Source organism: [Empedobacter] haloabium, assembly GCA_008011715.2.
GTDB classification, from domain to species: domain Bacteria; phylum Pseudomonadota; class Gammaproteobacteria; order Burkholderiales; family Burkholderiaceae_D; genus Rugamonas; species Rugamonas haloabia.
Window position 1 is genome coordinate 3,810,477 of sequence record CP136508.1, and the last position, 15,186, is coordinate 3,825,662.

Annotated in this window: 14 protein-coding genes and 1 tRNA gene; 4 read left to right on the top strand and 11 right to left on the bottom strand. The window is 64.6% G+C overall.

Features of this window, described 5'->3' with window-relative positions; translation table 11 throughout:
* Positions 1-38: 38 nt before the first annotated feature.
* From E7V67_016605 to E7V67_016620, 4 genes are all read right to left on the bottom strand, one after another.
* Positions 39-575, bottom strand: a complete 537-nt coding sequence (locus E7V67_016605) for a DUF2247 family protein (protein ID WUR11332.1) — start codon at positions 573-575, stop codon at positions 39-41.
* 10 nt (positions 576-585) lie between these two features.
* On the bottom strand, positions 586-966 hold the full coding sequence (locus E7V67_016610) for a hypothetical protein (GenBank protein WUR11333.1): 381 nt from the start codon (positions 964-966) through the stop codon (positions 586-588).
* Positions 963-4,451, bottom strand: coding sequence for an RHS repeat-associated core domain-containing protein (locus E7V67_016615; protein WUR11334.1), 3,489 nt, complete (start codon positions 4,449-4,451; stop codon positions 963-965). Before E7V67_016615 ends, E7V67_016610 begins: the two co-directional genes overlap by 4 nt.
* 1,058 nt (positions 4,452-5,509) lie before the next feature.
* Positions 5,510-6,331, bottom strand: coding sequence for a helix-turn-helix domain-containing protein (locus E7V67_016620; GenBank protein WUR11335.1), 822 nt, complete (start codon positions 6,329-6,331; stop codon positions 5,510-5,512).
* Between the two features lie 57 nt (positions 6,332-6,388).
* Here E7V67_016620 and E7V67_016625 point away from each other — a divergent pair, with 57 nt between their 5' ends.
* Complete coding sequence (locus E7V67_016625; protein ID WUR11336.1) at positions 6,389-6,796, top strand: DUF3224 domain-containing protein; 408 nt, start codon at positions 6,389-6,391, stop codon at positions 6,794-6,796.
* On the opposite strand, the gene E7V67_016630 is transcribed toward E7V67_016625, so the two are convergent.
* Together E7V67_016630 and E7V67_016635 are read right to left on the bottom strand one after the other, a co-directional pair.
* The gene (locus E7V67_016630) at positions 6,784-7,365 is read right to left on the bottom strand and encodes a hypothetical protein (protein WUR11337.1); all 582 of its coding nucleotides are present in this window, start codon (positions 7,363-7,365) and stop codon (positions 6,784-6,786) included. The genes E7V67_016625 and E7V67_016630 overlap by 13 nt on opposite strands.
* Before the next feature lie 77 nt (positions 7,366-7,442).
* The gene (locus tag E7V67_016635) at positions 7,443-7,763 is read right to left on the bottom strand and encodes a hypothetical protein (GenBank protein WUR11338.1); all 321 of its coding nucleotides are present in this window, start codon (positions 7,761-7,763) and stop codon (positions 7,443-7,445) included.
* 215 nt (positions 7,764-7,978) lie between these two features.
* Between E7V67_016635 and E7V67_016640 the strand changes: the two genes are divergently transcribed.
* Both E7V67_016640 and E7V67_016645 read left to right on the top strand, forming a co-directional pair.
* Positions 7,979-8,506, top strand: coding sequence for a MarR family winged helix-turn-helix transcriptional regulator (locus E7V67_016640; GenBank protein ID WUR11339.1), 528 nt, complete (start codon positions 7,979-7,981; stop codon positions 8,504-8,506).
* A 19-nt stretch (positions 8,507-8,525) separates the two neighbouring features.
* Positions 8,526-9,485: a type 1 glutamine amidotransferase gene (locus E7V67_016645; protein ID WUR11340.1), complete on the top strand. Its 960-nt coding sequence runs from the start codon at positions 8,526-8,528 to the stop codon at positions 9,483-9,485.
* A gap of 45 nt (positions 9,486-9,530) precedes the next feature.
* Here E7V67_016645 and E7V67_016650 read toward each other — a convergent pair whose 3' ends face one another.
* Together E7V67_016650 and E7V67_016655 are read right to left on the bottom strand one after the other, a co-directional pair.
* Positions 9,531-10,652: a YbdK family carboxylate-amine ligase gene (locus E7V67_016650; protein WUR11341.1), complete on the bottom strand. Its 1,122-nt coding sequence runs from the start codon at positions 10,650-10,652 to the stop codon at positions 9,531-9,533.
* Between the two features lie 3 nt (positions 10,653-10,655).
* Entirely contained in the window at positions 10,656-11,834 is a 1,179-nt protein-coding gene (locus tag E7V67_016655) for a cation:proton antiporter (protein WUR11342.1), read from the bottom strand.
* Between the two features lie 243 nt (positions 11,835-12,077).
* Here E7V67_016655 and fghA point away from each other — a divergent pair, with 243 nt between their 5' ends.
* A complete protein-coding gene (fghA, locus tag E7V67_016660; GenBank protein WUR11343.1) occupies positions 12,078-12,914 on the top strand; it encodes an S-formylglutathione hydrolase in 837 nt (278 codons plus the stop codon).
* 174 nt (positions 12,915-13,088) lie between these two features.
* Here the strand turns inward: fghA and E7V67_016665 are convergent, their stop codons facing one another.
* From E7V67_016665 to E7V67_016675, 3 genes are all read right to left on the bottom strand, one after another.
* Entirely contained in the window at positions 13,089-13,670 is a 582-nt protein-coding gene (locus E7V67_016665) for a DJ-1/PfpI family protein (protein ID WUR11344.1), read from the bottom strand.
* A 93-nt stretch (positions 13,671-13,763) separates the two neighbouring features.
* Complete coding sequence (locus E7V67_016670; protein ID WUR11345.1) at positions 13,764-14,729, bottom strand: chemotaxis protein; 966 nt, start codon at positions 14,727-14,729, stop codon at positions 13,764-13,766.
* Between the two features lie 216 nt (positions 14,730-14,945).
* Positions 14,946-15,021 (bottom strand) — tRNA-Gly (locus E7V67_016675).
* Between the last annotated feature and the right edge of the window lie 165 nt (positions 15,022-15,186).

A 15,186-nucleotide genomic window follows, 5' to 3' on the forward strand; every position in this document is an offset into this window, starting at 1 on the left:
CTCGGCGCAGTACCGCTGCAAGGCGTCTAGTCTGCCGATCAGACCCGAGGTTGAGTCGAAGTAAGATAAGCTTTTTCCTGTTCAATCCAGAACACATGCTCATCAATTACGTGGCGGTAATTGCTGTCCGAATGGTATTCGCTCTGGCTTGGTACAGTGTCGCTCTTCATCGATGTAGGGGCATCGTCCGGCCACCCCCACTGCGACCAAAATTCCGTCAAATCTAACAACCCGTAGACAGGATCCGAATCCAGCGATTGCAAATGTGTTTCCAACAACCAGCACCGCCAGACGCGCCTCGAATGCTCACGATTAATGTTTTCAGCGTCGCATAACCCTGAGAGAGCGGCTGAGAGCTCGCTCTTGTTGTGTATCGTCCCCTCCGCGAGCGTTACTACAACATCCAGTGCAGGATGTGTTATCGGAATTACTTCAAGCTCACCTTTGGAAAATAATGCCACGTCTATTGAATCGAGCCTCTCATCTGTACCAGGAACACCGACTACCCCCAACAGTAGCACTCCCCAGTCACACATATGAGCTGTAAGAATTTGCGAAAAAGCTTCACGTATCATGGCCTGCTGACTAGATAACGACAGCTCCGCTTATCGGTTCGCTCGGCGGATGCTTTTCATACACTTCCTCGGCGACAATTTTAACTATTTCTTGATCCTCCCACGCTTCCGTGAATGAATATTCATTAAACCTATCAAACTCGTCTTCCCCTGCCGCCTTGCAAGATTCTTGTACATAAGCTCCACCTTTCTGAGTACGGCCATGACTCAGGGCTCTTCCGTGTGGACTTGCAAAAAAGCAGCTAATCGCATTTTTAAATACGAGAGTACGCGAAAATCCTTGCCAATCTAAATAGTCAATTTCGACGGTTAGCCGCGTGACACGTAGATCTGTCACATTCGCGTCACTAAGTTGTAATTTATTAAAATCCAGCATCATAGTAGCAATCATTTGTAGTCAGGAAATTCCTCTCCGGCCAGGAATCCTTTTCCTGAGCCCAGCCTATAACCTGGTGGTTCCGGTTTGGTAATCAAACCGTTCTTGCTAGCATTGTTCCACGAGACGCCGTCTGGTTTAATTTCAACGTGAAAATGCTCACCATGATGCCGAGGATTATAGCCAGCGGAACCAGGGCTCAGCCCCTCAGGATGGCTCTCAAACCGGATTCTGGTGTTAGCATTTGGCTCCCACACTACCCTCTTCGTGCCATCCGGCGTGACACCAATTTTCTTCGGCTGCACCCCAAGCATCTCGGTAAGTTCTTCTGGCGTCGCAGGGAATGACAGCCTACCGGACTTTGCCGCGCCGCTTGCTGCCCCATCTCCATTACATGGGGCCAGCCCTAATGGGTCAACCCATCCAATCGGGTTCTGCGCGAACCGATAGGTATTCGCGCCGCCGCGAAGACCTATTGGATCGATGGAGACGAAGCGGCCTGTGTCCGGATCATAATACCGAAAGCGATTATAATGCAGTCCGGTTTCCGCATCGCAGTACTGCCCTTGGGAGCGTACTGGCTGTGCTAATGCATGATCATCGGACTGCTCAGCCGCCGCCAGCGAGCTGACTTCATCAGAGACTGCGACAACATTCCCCCATGTTCGATAGGACGCAGCCCAAATAATAGAACCAGCCGAATTCGTTAGCTCACGTGGTGTGCCATGGTGATCCAAGTGCAGATGGCGCACTTCGGCTGGTATGACGATATGTTCCGTAAGCAGAGAATCTATTCGAGCCAAGGGCACAAACTCATGCTCGCCATAGACATAAGTCCGAGCATGACTCCCCCGCTGTTCACAAAGCAACCGGTTCCCATCCCAAACAAATCGCGTAACCCCAAACGCATCCTTCTTCGCAATCCGCCGCCCGAACGGATCATAGGCATACCGCACCGTCCGCGCAGTATCGGACGAGTTCCGCGCCACGATGCTCTTGACCATCTGATGCGCGGCATTCCACTCGAAGCGCATCCGCGTATGCTTGCCGATCAGCTTCTCGACGACATTGCCATGCTCGTCGTAGTCGTAACGCTTGTCCTCGTAGACCCGGATCCGGTTGCCCTCGACGCGCCCCACGGAAGCGACAGTGGTATCGAGCAGGTTATGCGCCGGGTCGAACGCGAAGCGCTCGGTGAGGTTCGGCTGCACCGCCGACAGGATGCGCCCGATCGGATCGTAGCTGTAGCGCGTGACGCCATTGCGCTGGTCGTCGATCGACACCAGGTTGCCGACTTCGTCGTACTCGTACTTGCGCGCGATAACGGGAGCAGCGCCTTCGCCGGCAGTCGGCACGACGGCGCTCTGCGACAACAGCCGTCCCACCGGGTCGTACTGGAACTGGCTGATCAGCGCCCCCTGCGTGCGGCTGATCATCCGGTGCGCCCGATCCCGTTCGATATCGGTGATCAGTTCTCCGTCCAGGTTGATCTGGTGCAGGTGCCCCGAGCCGTAATAGAGATTGTTGAGGACGCGCCCATCGGGCAGGGTGGTCTGCACACGGTTGCCCAGCTCGTCGTAGGCGTGGCGCAGCGATGACGTCGTGCCGGAAGCTTCGGTCTGCTCCCAGGTCAGCTGGCCCAGCGCGTCGTACGCCATCGTGACGGTCGCGTCGGCATTGATCGCCTGGGTCATGCGGCCCAGCGCATCGTAGGCAAAGCGCAGCCGCAGTTGCTGGGCCTGGGCGATGCCGGTCACGCGCGAGATTTCCTTCTCGACCAGCTGGCCCAGGCCGTCGCGCACATACGTCGTGGCGATCGGCGTGTATTCGGTGCGCGGCGCGCAGCCCAGTTCTTCCTTGCCGACCAGCAGGCCGCTGCCGTCGTAGCGGTAGCGTGTCAGGCGCGCGTCGAAGCTGGTTTCCTCGGCCAGGCGATCGAACTCGTCGTAGACGAAGCGGTGGACGTCGCCGTTCTCGTTGATCAGCTGGGCGATGCGGCGCGCCGTGTCGTAGCGGTATTCCAGCACGCCGCCGCGCGCGTCGATCCGTTTTAATGGCTTGCCGTCGCGATCGAGTTCGTAGGCCGTGCGGTGGCCGGCCGGGTCGATGTGAGCGACGAGGCGGCCCAGCCGGTCGTATTCGTAACGCTCCGTGCTGCCGTCCGCGTGCGTCACTGCCTGCAGTCGGCCGAGGGCGTCGTAGGTATATGTGCTGGCGTTGCCGAGCGGGTCGAGCGCGCGCACCAGCCGGTCTTCGGCATCGTAGCTGAAATGGCTGGTGCTGCCCGAGCAGTCCGTGTACGAAATCAGCTGGCCGGCGCGGTTGTAGTCCAGCAGCTTGACGCCGCCGCGCGCGTCGGTCACCTTGACCGGCAGGCCGCGGTCGTCGTACTGGTACGCGGTGCGCTGGCCCAGCGCGTTCGTCACGCTGGTCAGGTTGCCCAGCGCGTCATAGCGCAAGGTGGTCGTGTTGCCCAGGGCATCCGTGATCAATGCCGGCTTGTCGAAACGGCCGTCGTAGACGATGCCGGTGCCCCGGTCGCCGCGTTCGACACGGATCACGCGGCTGCGCTCGTCGTAGCGGTAGCGCACCGTGCGGCCGGCCGGGTCCTTCAGCTGCAGCAGGTTGCCGTTGGCATCGAGCTTGTAGCTGGTGCCGCCGCCGGCCGCATCCAGCTTTGCGATCAGGCGCCCGCGCAGGTCGAAGCGGTATTTTTCGATGCGGCCCAGCTGGTCGGTGACCACCGTCTCGTGCGGCAGGTACTCGAACTGCCACCACTGGCCCAGGTTGGTCCAGTTGCGCAGCACCTTGCCGCTGGGGTCCTCGATGTCGTACTCATAGCGCGAAACAATGCCGTCCGGCTGGCCGTGTTCGACCAGGATGTGGTGGCGATAAGCGAACTGGCGCATCACGTCGCCGGCGCGGTTGCGCACGCGGCGCAGGTCGCCCTGTTCGTCGTATTCGTAGCGCACCAGCGTTTGCGCCGCCTGCTCCGGCGACGCGGGCAGCAGGGTGACGGACAGCAGCCGCACGTCGCCGCGCACCTGGCCGAATTCCAGCGCCAGGCTGTGGCCCGCGCTGTCCTCAATGCGGGCCGGCAGCTGGCGGGCGTCGTACTCGACGCGGATATGGTTGCTGTTGGCGTCCTGCCAGCCCGTCAGGCGGGCGATGCCGCCGCCGTGCAGGATGGCGAACTGGGTGCGCAAGCCGTCGTGGTCGGCCAGCTCGAACACCGATTCCTCGGTGCGGATCAGCGTGATCTGCTCGGACGGCGAATGGATAGCCTCGCCCACCCGCGGCAGCGAGAACGTGATCTCCCGCTCGAACGCATCCATGACGATGACTTCGTCGGCGCTGACCTGCAGCGTGTCGCCGACCGGCAGCGACCAGCCCTGGCCCAGCCAGCCGACCTTGCGCAGCGCGGAACTGTAGCTGCGCTGCCAGACGATCGGCAGCGGCGCCGGCAAGGTGAAATCGAGCTCCAGCTCACCGAGCAGCACCTTGCTGCCCGTGTTCGGATTGACGGGCTGGCGACCAGCAGGCAGGGTGGCTCGCGCTTGGCTTCACCGCGCTTGACCGGCGCAGTCTCGGCCGGTTTCGGCGCTTCCGGTTTCGCGGCCACGGTTTTCGGCGCGCCGCCCTCGGCGGCGCCCTGCGCGCTGGCGACCTTGGGCTGCAGGTTCGGGTGGTGCAGCAGCCTGTCGCGGTTCTGGCCCACCCATTCGGCGAAGCGCGGCCCGAGCCGGCTTTTCGACAGGTTCTGCACCAGCATCGAGTTCGACACCTGGCCGCGCGAGAGGTACAGCACCAGCGCCGTCAGGATCGCCTTGACCAGCAGCAGCTCGCCGCGCGCGAAGCAATCGGTGGCGCGGTACATCAGCTCGACGTGCTTGCCGTGCGCATCCTCCGGCAGTTCGCCGGCGCTCCAGGCAGTGGCAAAGCCCTCGGCGAACAGCTTGCACAGGTCCGGCACGGTACGGCTCATGTCCATCACCAGCATGCCCAGGCCCATCCAGACCAGGATCTCGGTGCCGATGGCCAGGCCTGCCTGCGCGCCCACGGCGGCACCGGGAATGGCACCGACACCGCCGGCCAACGCGCCGATGGCGCCACCGGCCGCCGCGCCCAATACCGCGCCGCCGCCCAGGTACACGGCCATCTGCTTCATCGTCTCGTGCAGCAGGTGGGTCACCATGGTGAAGTCGATGCCCTCGAACTGCTGCTTGAGCAGCGCGGCAAAGCGGGGGCGGGACCGGTCCAGCGCTTCCTGCACCGCCCGCACCGAGCGTACGCCGTCCAGCTGCAGCGCCGCATGGCCGACCGCCGCCAGCGAGGCGCCGGCCTGGTTCGACCAGCGCTCCAGGCGTTCGGCGATATCGGCGCGGGTCTGGGCGCCCAGCTCGGCATACTGGCGCTGGATCGTGTAGAGCGAGCGGGTGAACTCGAAGAAGCTGTTGCGGGAATCTGGCATGGTGTCTCTAGAGGAACTGACCAGCGGATGGCTGCAAGGCGACAGTATAGGCAATATTATCAAGAATCCATGGCCGCGCCGCCGGCGTCAGCGCGCCTGCTGGCTTTTCCAGTACTCCAGCGGCGAGCGCCCCACCAGCGCCGTGAAGCCGCGCGTCAGGTGGGCCTGGTCGAAGAAGCCCAGCTCCTGGGCCAGCAGCGCCAGGTCGACCGGCCCGGGGCGCGCCAGCCGCGCCGCCGCCTCTTGCAAGCGAAAGCGCTGGATCACCCACTTCGGCGGCACGCCGACATAGGTGCGGAACAGGCGCTGCAGCGCGCGCTCGTCCAGGCCCACCGCTTGCGCCAGCGCCGCCACGCTGACAGGACCGCGTTCGGCCTGGGCCGCCAGCACGGCACGTTCGGCCAGGGCTGCGCGCGGGTCGAGCGCCAGCGTGTGCACATGCGGCGCCAGCAGCGCCTGTGCGGCGGCGACCAGCGCGGCATCGCCGCGTATGTCCGCCACCGCGCCCTCCAGCGCGGCCGCCGTCTCGCCCATCAGCTCGCACGCGGGCAGCACCCGCCCCGTGAGCGCGGCACTGTCGCCCGCCACGAACGCCCGCGCGCCGCCCGGGCGCAGGCGCACACCCAGCACGCGGCCCTGCCCTGCCACCGTCTTGTCGAACGGTCCCAGTACCACGCCGTGCAATGCCGACTGGCCGGCCTCGAAAGCCAGGTGCACGTTCGGGTACGGCAGCACGCGCTGCGTCTGCGCCGGCTGGCCGCGCAGGTCCCATGTGACGATCCAGAAGTATTCGATGCAGTGCGCCAGCGCCGGCGTGGGCGCATGCTGGCGCAGGCTGATACGGCGGGCAGCGCCCGCGGGGTCCACCACGCCCTTCGGCGTGCTGTGCGGCTTGTCGTTTTTTTCCAATCCCTGCATCCTGGTGCTGACTAGACTGGCGCAATTATCAACGATGGAGACCGACCGATGACATCTTCCAGCGCGACAGGGACCTTCGCTATCGCCTATATCCCGGCCGGCGTGTGGGCCGGCATGGACGAAACGTGCGCCCGCATGACCTTCAGGAAGACTTACGCCGGTGCGCTCGCGGGAACGAGCGACGGCACCATGCTGACGGCCGGCGACCCGGCCACGGGCAATGCAGGCTACGTGGCCATGGAGCGCTTTACGGGGACGCTGGCGGGACGCTCCGGCAGCTTCGTGCTGCAGCACGCCGGCATGATGCGGGACCGGCACGATGCGTTGCACGTGCTCGTCACGCCGGGCTCCGGCACGGGAGAACTGGCCGGCATCGCCGGCACCATGGCGATCGCGGCGGACAGCGGCGGCAGCCGTTACACGTTCGACTTTACGCTGACGGCCTACAGCGCGTAGCCGACCACCACATAGAAATGCGGGGCGACCGGGTAGACCTGGTCGGCTTCCGCCAGCTTGCCCTGGTGCGGCTTGACGCGTCGCGCCAGGGCATCGCTTTCGTCATAGACCAAGGTGGTGCTGGCGACCGGCTGGGTCTCCCAGCGCCATTCGCGGTAGCGCCGCCCCGTCTCCGCGTCGATGGGCGCGCGCGCCGCCTCGGCCCGATAGGCTGGCGCCTTCGCCAGGAAGCGCGCCGTGTGCACGGCCTGGATCTGCGTCGCCCGCAGCGGCGTCAGGTAGACCGCCGCCAGGGCCGCCCCGGCGAGCAGGCAGCATGCCGCGGCAAGCAGCCTGCGTCCCCAGAAGTTCTTCAAGGTCAGCAAGATCAGCAGCGCCAGCGTGATACCGACCGGCACCGCCGTCGGCACCCGGTCGGCCCGGTAGAACAGCAGGCCGTCGACGACCAGCGCGGCCACGGCCAGCAGGAACGGGAACAGCAGCGGCAGCACGCGCGGCCGCCCGCCTGGGGCGCGCAGGTTGCCGGTGGCAGGGGTCGCACGGCGTTCGGTCGGCGTCGCGGCGGTCATCGGAACCTCGTCGTTGGGGGGGATGACCTATTCTAGCGGACATTGCCGCCGCGCCGCGACCGGAGCGCCAGCGCCCCTCAGCCGTGCACCAGCCGGGTGATCTCGATCAGCTGCTGGCGGTAGATTTCGGCCAGCCGGGTGACGGTTTCGTGCAGCGCCGGGTCGGCGGGACTGTAGGCCAGCTGGCCATCGCTGGTGCTCACGCAGAAGCCGCGCGCGGCCAGTTCGGCAACGATCTGCTGCGCCTGCGCGACGCCCTGCAGGTACAGCCGGCGCGCGATGGCCTCGGCGCTCCAGATCTGGTCGGGCGCCGCGTGGACGAGCAATAGTGCTTCAAGGAAGGGGACAGAGGGCAGCGTCAGGATGAAGCTGCGCAGTTCGGGGCTTAACTCCTGCATTCTTTCTTCGCTTCCGATGCCGGCGATGCACGCGAGCACGCGCGACCGGCCTGTTGTGAGGCACGGACCTGCCTCGGGTAAGGGAGCCGCGCATCGAATTTGCCCGGCCCGGTAAACCTTTATGCCGCCCGGCGCGTTGATGGGACGGCTTTCATAGCCGCAAATTATATTCCTAAAAATCTATTTGTGCCAGACGACAAGGAGCGCACTGCAACATGAGCGGCAAGGCAGGCAGGAACGGTAGGACAAGCGCGACTTGCGCGGCGGACGACGACGTGCGCGCGGGCAGCCTGGAAGTGCTGCAAAAATTGCGCGTGGTGATCCGCGCGGCACAGCGCCATTCGCTGTGGATCGAAAAGCAGTGTGGCGTCAACGGCGCCCAGTTATGGATCATGCAGGAGCTGGCCGAGGCGCCCGGACTGCGCGTGGGCCAGGTCACGGCGCTGCTGGCGATCCGGCAGGCCACCACCAGCAACCTGCTGGAAGGGCTGGTGCGCAAGGGCTTCGTCGTCAAAGCGCGCGACCCTGCTGATCAGCGTGTGGTAAAACTGTTCCTTTCCGCCGAGGGACTGGCATTGCTGGAAGCGGCGCCGAAGCCGGCGCGCGGCCTGCTGCCCGAGGCGCTGGCCAAGCTGGAGCCGGCCTACCTGACCCGGCTCAACGCGGGCCTGGGCGGGCTGTTGTCCAGTATCGAGGTCCTCGACGAAGGCTTTGGCCTGCAGCCCCTGCCCTTCAACCTGTAGCACGCAATATGGAGCAAGCATGAACGACGGCGAGCAAGACCAGCGCCGCAAGGACGGACCGGCCACCGAGCGCGAATTCAGCCGCCGCAAGGACGACACGCCGCGCTACATCGACCCGGGCGACTCGGTATTCTCCCTGTGGGGCCGCGTCATCAAGGCGCGCTACCAGCGCATCGCCGCGACGGTGACCCGGCGCGTGATGCAGCGGCCGCTGCGCATCGGCATCTCGGCCCGCATCTTCCATCCGGAGCCCGGCGCCACGGGCCTGCGCAGCAAGAACCTGCAGTACCTGGAGGAGTCGATCGCGCAGTGGGTGATGTCGCGCGACGTATTGGTGTTCATGATCCCGACCGTGAACACCGACGGCTTGCTGCACCCATCGAACATCCGCCTGCGCGACTACGCCAAGCATCTTGACGGCCTGGTGCTGCAGGGCGGCGCGGACGTGTCGCCGCAAAGCTATGCGGAGGCGCCCACGCGGCCGGAATGGAGCGGCGACCGCGCGCGCGACATGTACGAGCTGGAGTTGCTGCACGAATTCGTCGAGGCGGGCAAGCCCGTGCTGGGCATCTGCCGCGGCTGCCAGTTGATCAACGTGGCATTCGGCGGCACGCTGTACCAGGACATCGCCACCGACGTGCCGACGGCGCTGCCGCACGTGCACGACGACTACGACCGCCACCGCCACGAGATCGTGTTTCCGCCCGAGTCGTCGCTGGCCAAGCTGTTCGGCCAGCGCCTGGGCGGCGTGGTCAACTCGATCCACCACCAGGCCGTGAAGACGCTGGGCCGGGACATGCAGGTGGAGGCGCTGTCGGTGCCGGATGGCGTGGTGGAAGCGATCCGCTACCGCAAGGCGCCGTTCGTCATGGGCCTGCAGTGGCACCCGGAGTTCCACCGGGCCGGCGGCGAGGAACTGCTCGATTGCACCGGCATCCTGGACAACTTCCTGCGGGTGGCGCGCGAGACGCGCTTCTGAAATATTGCCAAAAAACGGGGACTGTCCCCGTTTTTCGGCAACTATTTACATCCGCCCGCGGAAGCGCCGCACCGCCGCGTCCACGATCCCCTCGACACTGCCGCTGGCCGCGAACTGGTCGCGCAGGTACTGGGCGTCGCTGCCCATGTGCGTTACCTGCATCAGGTGGTTCAGCGCCGCCGTGCCGCCCAGCTTTTCCGCATACGGGTCCATCTTGCGCAAGGTGGTCAGGATGTCCTCGCGCAGCGACAGGCTTTCGTAGGTCTTCGGGTGCACGACCGTGCCATCGAGGCCGAAGCGGCAGGCCTGGAAGCGGTTGTAGTTGTACACCAGGTAGTCGTCTTCCGCCGGCGGCTCCTCCTTGCGCTCGAGCAGATAGGCGCACAGCGCCTGCAGGTAGCAGGCCAGCGCGGCAGCGCGCTCCACCGTCAGCGGTGTGTCGCACACGCGCAGCTCGATGGTGCCGTATTCGGGCTTCGGCCGGATGTCCCAGTAGAAGTCCTTCATGCTCTTGATGACGCCGGTGTGCTCCATCTTGGCGAAGTAGCTGTGCTCGAACTCGTCCCACGACAACAGGAACGGCGCCCGGCCGCTCATCGGGAAGGCGAACACGGAATTGAGCCGCGCCGAATTGAACAGCGTGTCGCCGCCCTGCACGAACGGCGACGATGCCGACAGCGCGATGAAGTGCGGCAGGTAGCGCGACAGCGAGTGCAGCAGGAACAGCGCATCGTCGCCGTTGGCGCAGCCGATGTGCACGTGCTGGCCGAACACGGTGAACTGCTTGGCCAGGTAGCCGTACAGCTGCGACACCTGTTTGAAGCGGGGCTTCTCGAAGATGCGCCGCTCGACCCATTTCTGGAACGGGTGGGTGCCGCCGCCGGCGATGCCGATATTGAGCTGCTCGCCCGCGGTCACCAGCGTGTCGCGCACCTGGTGCAGCTGCGCCAGCAGCTCGCTGTGCTTGGTGTGCACATCGCTGTTAATCTCGATCATCGATTCCGTGATCTCCGGCGTCACATTGCCGGGGAACGGCTTGCGCGCCAACAGGTGCAGCAGGTCCGGGCTGGACGCCGTCAGGTCGTAGTCGGAGAAGCTGACCAGCTGCAGCTCCAGTTCCACGCCCATCGTCAGGGGCGTGCCGCCGTTGAAGGTTTCTAATGGCATGCTTTACTCCTGTGCCGTTTCGCGCGCCAGGATCAGGGCGCGCTGGGTGAAGATCGGGCCGATCACTTCCATGAACAGCGTCATCGCGGCCACCGCCGCCAGTTCGTCGACCAGCACGATGCCGGCATACTTGGTCTGCTCCAGCAGCAGCACGACGAACACGGACATCGGCGACAGCGCCACGCCCGTCAGGATGCCCTTGCGCCAGGGGATGCCGCCGACGTGGGCGAAGGCCGCCACGCTGACCGTCTTGACGAGGAAGCGCGCCAGCAGCAGCACCAGGGCCAGGCCGCCGCCGAACAGCACGTTGTTCCAGCTGAGGGTCGAGACGGCGAACACGAACAGCAGCACCGTCATCAGTTCGCCGATGGCGCCGAAGTTGCGCACCGTGCGCGTGAACGCCACGCGACGGTGGCGCGCCGTCAGGCCGAAGGCCAAGGTGGCCAGCACGGGCGACAGGTCGGCCGCGTGCGTGATGGCGACCAGGATGACCACGACCAGCGCGAAGGCGACGGTGCCGTCGCGCGCCAGGGTGCCGAGGTGGCGCAGTACGGCCGGCACCAGCATGCCGAAGATCGCGCCCAGCAGCGCGGACGCCACCAGTTCGATCAGGCTGTGCGAGATGGCCTGGGTCAGGCTGCCCGAGGTCTGGAACACCCAGAAGCCGACGATGACCTTGAACACCAGTACCGCCAGCACGCAGTTCATGGCGACCAGGTGCAGCACACGCTCGGTCACCTGGCCGGAGCTGCGCGACTCGTTGACGACCCGCAGCACGCCGGCCGGCGACGTCGACATCGCCAGGGAAGCGAGCAGCAGCGACGTCATCGGCGGCAGGCCCCACAGCTGGGCGATCAGGTAGACGACGGCAAACGTGGCGAACGTCTCGACCAGGCCGCTGACGGGCACCCAAGGGTTGATGCGCAGCCAGTGCAAGTTGACGCGATAGCCCAGTTCGAACAGGATCAGACCGAATGCGACGTTGGCCAGCAAGGTGACGGGGCTGGATCCTTCGGTGGCGAACAGGTCGGGAAACGCCTGCGCGCATAGGAAGCCGACCAGACCATACACGCTGATGCGTGGCAGTCGTGTCCAGCGGTGAATGAATTCGCCGGCCAGCCAGGCCAGCAGTACAGCGAGCGGCCAAGCTAGTTCGGCCGAGATAACCAGGAAATCTGGCATAGAGGGCTCCTCCTATTGTCGAGAAAATGCCGGGCAGGATCGGCAGGGATACATTTGCACAAATGCAAACGCCGGCAATTGTAACACCAGGCCGGATAACTCATCCGTAGTGACTTATGGTGACTTTATAGCAAGAAACGCAACGGTGTCGCACGACACCCGAAAACCCGGGACAGCCCCCCGTTTCCAGGCAATTGTCGGTTTGGTTATACAATCCGGCGGACCAATCTATAAGGACCCATCATGCTGGAACTGATCAGCGAACACGCCTGCTTCGGCGGCACGCAGCGCTTCTTCCGCCATCAATCGGCGGCCATCGGCCTGCCGATGCGCTTTTCCGTCTTCATCCCGGCGCACGCGGAAGGCGCGCGCCTGCCCGCCCTCTTCTATCTTGCGGGCCTGACCTGCACGGAAGAGACGTTCATGACCAAGGCCGGCGCGCAGCGCCACGCGGCCGAACACGGCATCGTGCTGGTCGCGCCGGACACCAGCCCGCGCGGCGCCAACGTGCCGGGCGAGGCGGACGCGTGGGACTTCGGCGTGGGCGCCGGCTTCTACCTGGATGCGACCGAGCAGCCCTGGGCCACCCACTACCGCATGGAGAGCTACCTGCACGAGCTGCGCGCCCTGGTACTGGACCACTCGCCCGTGGACGGCGCACGCATCGGCATCTTCGGCCACTCGATGGGGGGCCACGGCGCGCTGACCTTGGCACTGCGCCGGCCGGACCTGTTCCGCACCGTCTCCGCATTCGCGCCGATCGCGGCGCCGATGCGCTGCCCGTGGGGCCGCAAGGCGTTCACCGGCTACCTGGGAGCGGACGAGAGCAAATGGGCGGCGCACGACGCCAGCGCGCTGATGGCGGCAGCGCGCACGCCCTTCCCCGACGGCATCCTGATCGACCAGGGCCTGGCCGACAAGTTCCTGGCCGAGCAGTTGTATCCGGAAGCGTTCGAGGAAGCCTGCGCGCAAGCCGCGCAGCCGCTGACGTTGCGGCGGCATGCCGGGTACGACCATGGCTACTATTTCATTGCCACGTTCGTGGCGGATCACCTGGCGTGGCACGCGGCGCGGTTGTAGCCGTGGTGAGGGGCCGCGGCGTGCGGGTTTGGGGTCTGTCCCTTCGGGACCGACCCCGGTTTTAATCGCGGAACACGCATATCGAAGGATGCTTCCCGCATCGCTCCGATGCATCGCCGCCGCAGAGTAAAACCGGGGACAGTCCCCTGTGGGGACAGTCCCCAAGCCTGACGACTACAGCCGGATCTCGGTCCCAAGCACCTTCAGGAACTGGGCGATCCACTGCGGATGCGCGGGCCACGCCGGCGCCGTGACGAACTGGCCGTCCGTGACGGCAGCATCGACGGCGATGTCGGCATAGTCGGCGCCGGCCAGCTTGACTTCGGGCGAGCAGGCCGGATAGCAGGAGATATTGCGGCCGCGAATCACGTCGGCGGCGGCCAGCAGCTGGGCGCCGTGGCAGACGGCGGCAATCGGCTTGCCGGCTTGCGCGAATTCGCGCACCACTTCCAGCACGCGCGGGTTCAGGCGCAGGTATTCCGGGGCACGGCCGCCGGCGATCATCAGCGCGTCATAACGGGCCACGTCGACCTCGTCGAACGCGGCGTTCAGCGCGAAGAGGTGGCCCGGTTTTTCCGTATAGGTTTGGTCGCCTTCGAAATCGTGGATCGCCGTCTTGATCTTGTCGCCCGCCGCCTTGCCGGGGCAGACGGCGTGCACGGTATGCCCGACCGCCTGCAGCGCCTGGAACGGCACCATCGTTTCGTAGTCCTCGGCGAAGTCGCCCGTCAGGAAGAGGATGGTTTTCGCGGCCATGATCGATGCTCCTAGATTGAGGAAAAAACATCATAGCGCAAACAAAAAAGGCAGGCTTGCGCCTGCCTTCTTTCTTTTGGGAGATGCGCCCCCTTACGCCGCCGGCTTGTGCAGCACGCGACGGATCGTCTCGGCCAGGTCTTCGGCGACGAACTTGGCCACGTAGGCATCCGCGCCCACGCCCTTGACGTGGTCTTCGTTGGTCTTGCCCGACAGCGAAGAGTGGATCACGACCGGGATCTTCGAGAAGCGCGGGTCCTGCTTGACCTTGCGGGTCAGCGTGAAACCATCCATCTCCGGCATTTCCAGGTCGGTCAGGATCAGCGCGACGCGGTCTTCGATCGCGATCTTCTCGGCCTTGCAGCCCTCGGCGATGCTGTTCAGCTTGTCCCACGCTTCCTTGCCGGACTTCGTCATCACGAACGGCGCATTCATCGCCTGCAGGCCCTGCTCGATCAGGTTGCGTGCCACCACCGAATCGTCCGCCGCCAGGATGAAGCTGCCCTGCTTGAGCATCAGTTTCGGGCCGATCGATTCCGGATCGACGTCCTTGCCTTCGGCCGGCACCATGCGGCGCAGGATCGTCTCCACGTCCAGCACCTGCGCCAGGCGGGTGCCGCTGGTGTCGCCGTCCAGGCGCGCGATCGACGTCACCATGCCGGTCGCGTTGCTGCCTTCGGCCGTCAGCACCTGGCTCCAGTCCAGGCGCACGATCTCGTCCACCGACTCCACCGCGAACGCTTGCGTCGTGCGGGCGAATTCCGTCACCAGCATGATGTTCAGGCCCGTCTTCGGCGTGACGCCGACGATCGCCGGCAGGTCCATCACGGGGATGATCTGGCCACGCAGGTTGACCACGCCCAGCATGTGCGGCTGCGAGCCGGCCACCGCGGTCACGGGCGGCATCGCCACGATCTCGCGGATCTTGAAGACGTTGATGCCGTACAGTTCCGAGTGCTCGCCATTGGCGTCGGCACCCAGGCGGAACAGCAGGAGCTCGAATTTATTGGTGTTGGTAAGGTTGGTACGTTCGTCGATTTCCTGTTGTACGCTTTTCATTGCTCATCCCCGATCTCAAATCTCTGCCGCCTCATGCGGAACATTGGCCCAGTATAGGCGAGAAAAATGACGACACCGCCGTTCCTGAACTTAATGGCAAGGCTCGGCAGTGGCGGAAAACAACACCGGTAGCAAATATAAAACGATGGCGGCGAACATGACGCGCGAAAGGTGACGCGCGAATGAAAAAGACGCCCGCAGGCGTCTTTTGAATTCTGGAGCGGGAGAAGAGTCTCGAACTCTCGACCTCAACCTTGGCAAGGTTGCGCTCTACCAACTGAGCTACTCCCGCAGAAGAGGCATGATTATGACAGAACCATTTCAAAAACACCAGAGCCCGTGCGTCGGTTTTCTTGGCAACTTTCGCCCGGCAGGCGTACTGCGCCATGGAAGTGCCTGATTCCGCTCGGAATTATCGACTGGCACGGTATCTGCTCATCCGTACCGAAGGCGCGCG

Bases quoted from the DNA above. Each gene is read 5' to 3' on its own strand.
- E7V67_016630 (WUR11337.1), bottom strand. From the start codon at position 7,365: ATGACCGCCGCGACGCCGACCGAACGCCGTGCGACCCCTGCCACCGGC.
- E7V67_016670 (WUR11345.1), bottom strand. From the start codon at position 14,729: ATGAAAAGCGTACAACAGGAAATCGACGAACGTACCAACCTTACCAAC.
- fghA (WUR11343.1), top strand. From the start codon at position 12,078: ATGCTGGAACTGATCAGCGAACACGCCTGCTTCGGCGGCACGCAGCGC.
- E7V67_016665 (WUR11344.1), bottom strand. From the start codon at position 13,670: ATGGCCGCGAAAACCATCCTCTTCCTGACGGGCGACTTCGCCGAGGAC.
- E7V67_016635 (WUR11338.1), bottom strand. From the start codon at position 7,763: ATGCAGGAGTTAAGCCCCGAACTGCGCAGCTTCATCCTGACGCTGCCC.
- E7V67_016625 (WUR11336.1), top strand. From the start codon at position 6,389: ATGACATCTTCCAGCGCGACAGGGACCTTCGCTATCGCCTATATCCCG.
- E7V67_016605 (WUR11332.1), bottom strand. From the start codon at position 575: ATGATACGTGAAGCTTTTTCGCAAATTCTTACAGCTCATATGTGTGAC.
- E7V67_016610 (WUR11333.1), bottom strand. From the start codon at position 966: ATGATTGCTACTATGATGCTGGATTTTAATAAATTACAACTTAGTGAC.
- E7V67_016650 (WUR11341.1), bottom strand. From the start codon at position 10,652: ATGCCATTAGAAACCTTCAACGGCGGCACGCCCCTGACGATGGGCGTG.
- E7V67_016640 (WUR11339.1), top strand. From the start codon at position 7,979: ATGAGCGGCAAGGCAGGCAGGAACGGTAGGACAAGCGCGACTTGCGCG.
- E7V67_016645 (WUR11340.1), top strand. From the start codon at position 8,526: ATGAACGACGGCGAGCAAGACCAGCGCCGCAAGGACGGACCGGCCACC.
- E7V67_016655 (WUR11342.1), bottom strand. From the start codon at position 11,834: ATGCCAGATTTCCTGGTTATCTCGGCCGAACTAGCTTGGCCGCTCGCT.